The organism is Mesorhizobium sp. M4A.F.Ca.ET.090.04.2.1 (assembly GCF_003999085.1).
In the GTDB taxonomy this organism is placed as follows: Bacteria; Pseudomonadota; Alphaproteobacteria; order Rhizobiales; family Rhizobiaceae; genus Mesorhizobium.
On record NZ_RZOT01000829.1, the window covers coordinates 1 to 1510 of the forward strand.

Genomic DNA, 1510 nt, shown 5'->3' on the forward strand with positions numbered 1-1510 from the left:
AGGCAGATGCCTCTCAACCAAACCATCGTCTACAGAAACAACACAGATAGGGCGATCCGGATCGTCGTAGAGCCTTGGGCGCGCCAGTACCTGATCGATCCCACAGTAGAAGTGGAATTCCGATTCTTCGCCGAATCCGCTTCTGCCAATCGCATCGAAATCGAGGAAAGCGGAAAATATCTGTCCCTGTGGCCCCCGGATGGAGGAATTGTCCAACTTTTTGTCGATGGCCGCGAGCTTAAGCAAGTAGCTCAGGAGTGATCCAGAAATCGCAATGATAGTACAATTCCATGGCATCACATTCGACCTGGCTGCCGGATGGGAAGACATAACCGACGACGTTCCTGGAGCGTGGCCCCCTACCTTAGCCAAGGCATCGGGTGTCGGCGCTCTTCAATTCTCTATCGCCAAATATCGGAGCGGGGAAAAACCAAACGCGGGTTTCGATGTTCTTAGATCGTTCATGATCGAATTTTGCCACAACAACCTCATAGAACCAATCATATTTCGGAGGAGAAATTCGCAAGCACAATGAGTGTTGGCGTATTGTATCGGAAAGCAGATGAAACGTTGTCTGCTTGGTACTTGTCGAATGGGAACGATTTTGCTTTCGTGACCTATGTCGGCCTTGGCGAAGAAAGCGAGATTATGAATGAAGAACTGGATGAAGTGAGAGCAGTCGTTTCGTCGATATCGTTTTAGGGGCCTGTGGGTCTGTCGGAAATGAATTACGGTGACAGTGCACTTTTTCGTGCTCGCTCGGCGTTATCACCTGCAGGGTGATTGCAAACCTCAAAACCCCGCCTGATCCCGAAACAGCTCCGCATTGTCGAGCTTCGACACCTCGATCACCGCTTGCGTACGGCTGTAGACGTTGAGCTTGCGCAGGATTTCGGAGACATGCGCCTTCACCGTGGTCTCGCCGACCTGCAGCTCATAGGCGATCTGCTTGTTGAGCATACCCTGGCGCAGCATCTGGAGGACCCTCAGTTGCTGCGGCGTCAGCCGCGCCAGGCGCTGCACCATGTCGGCGCGGTCGACGCTGTCGGCGTCGGGCGCCTGGATCTCATAGGTCTCCGGCACATAGATCGCGCCATCCATCACCGAGCGGATGGCGGCGGCGAGATCGCTCTTACGCGCCGATTTCGGGATGAAGCCGGCCGCGCCGTAGGACAGCGCCTCGGAAATGATGCGCGGCTCCTCATAGCCCGAGACGATCACCACCGGCAGGCGCGGATGGCGGGTCCTGAGCTGCAGCAGCCCGTCGAACCCGTGAACGTCGGGCATGCTGAGGTCGAGCAGCGCGAGGTCGAACGGCTTCGGGCCGGCCAGCAGGTCGAGCGCCTCGGCGATCGAGCGCGCCTCGACCGTATCGACGTCCGGATAGGCCATCTGCACGGCGCTGTGCAGCGCCTCGCGGAACAGCGGATGGTCGTCGATGATCAGAAACCGGGCGCGATCGTTGACTGCGGTCATGATGTGGTCGCTTCACTTGCGCTCAGAATAGGAT

Annotated in this window: 3 protein-coding genes; 2 read left to right on the forward strand and 1 reads right to left on the reverse strand. The window is 57.0% G+C overall.

Features of this window, described 5'->3' with window-relative positions; translation table 11 throughout:
- Both EN781_RS34635 and EN781_RS34640 read left to right on the forward strand, forming a co-directional pair.
- Positions 1 to 261 (forward strand): hypothetical protein (locus tag EN781_RS34635; RefSeq protein WP_189347968.1); only part of this gene is annotated, 261 nt, incomplete at its 5' end.
- A 270-nt stretch (positions 262 to 531) separates the two neighbouring features.
- Positions 532 to 702: a hypothetical protein gene (locus tag EN781_RS34640; protein WP_189347969.1), complete on the forward strand. Its 171-nt coding sequence runs from the start codon at positions 532 to 534 to the stop codon at positions 700 to 702.
- 90 nt (positions 703 to 792) lie between these two features.
- Here EN781_RS34640 and EN781_RS32335 read toward each other — a convergent pair whose 3' ends face one another.
- Complete coding sequence (locus EN781_RS32335; protein WP_126054169.1) at positions 793 to 1476, reverse strand: response regulator transcription factor; 684 nt, start codon at positions 1474 to 1476, stop codon at positions 793 to 795.
- Positions 1477 to 1510: the final 34 nt, after the last annotated feature.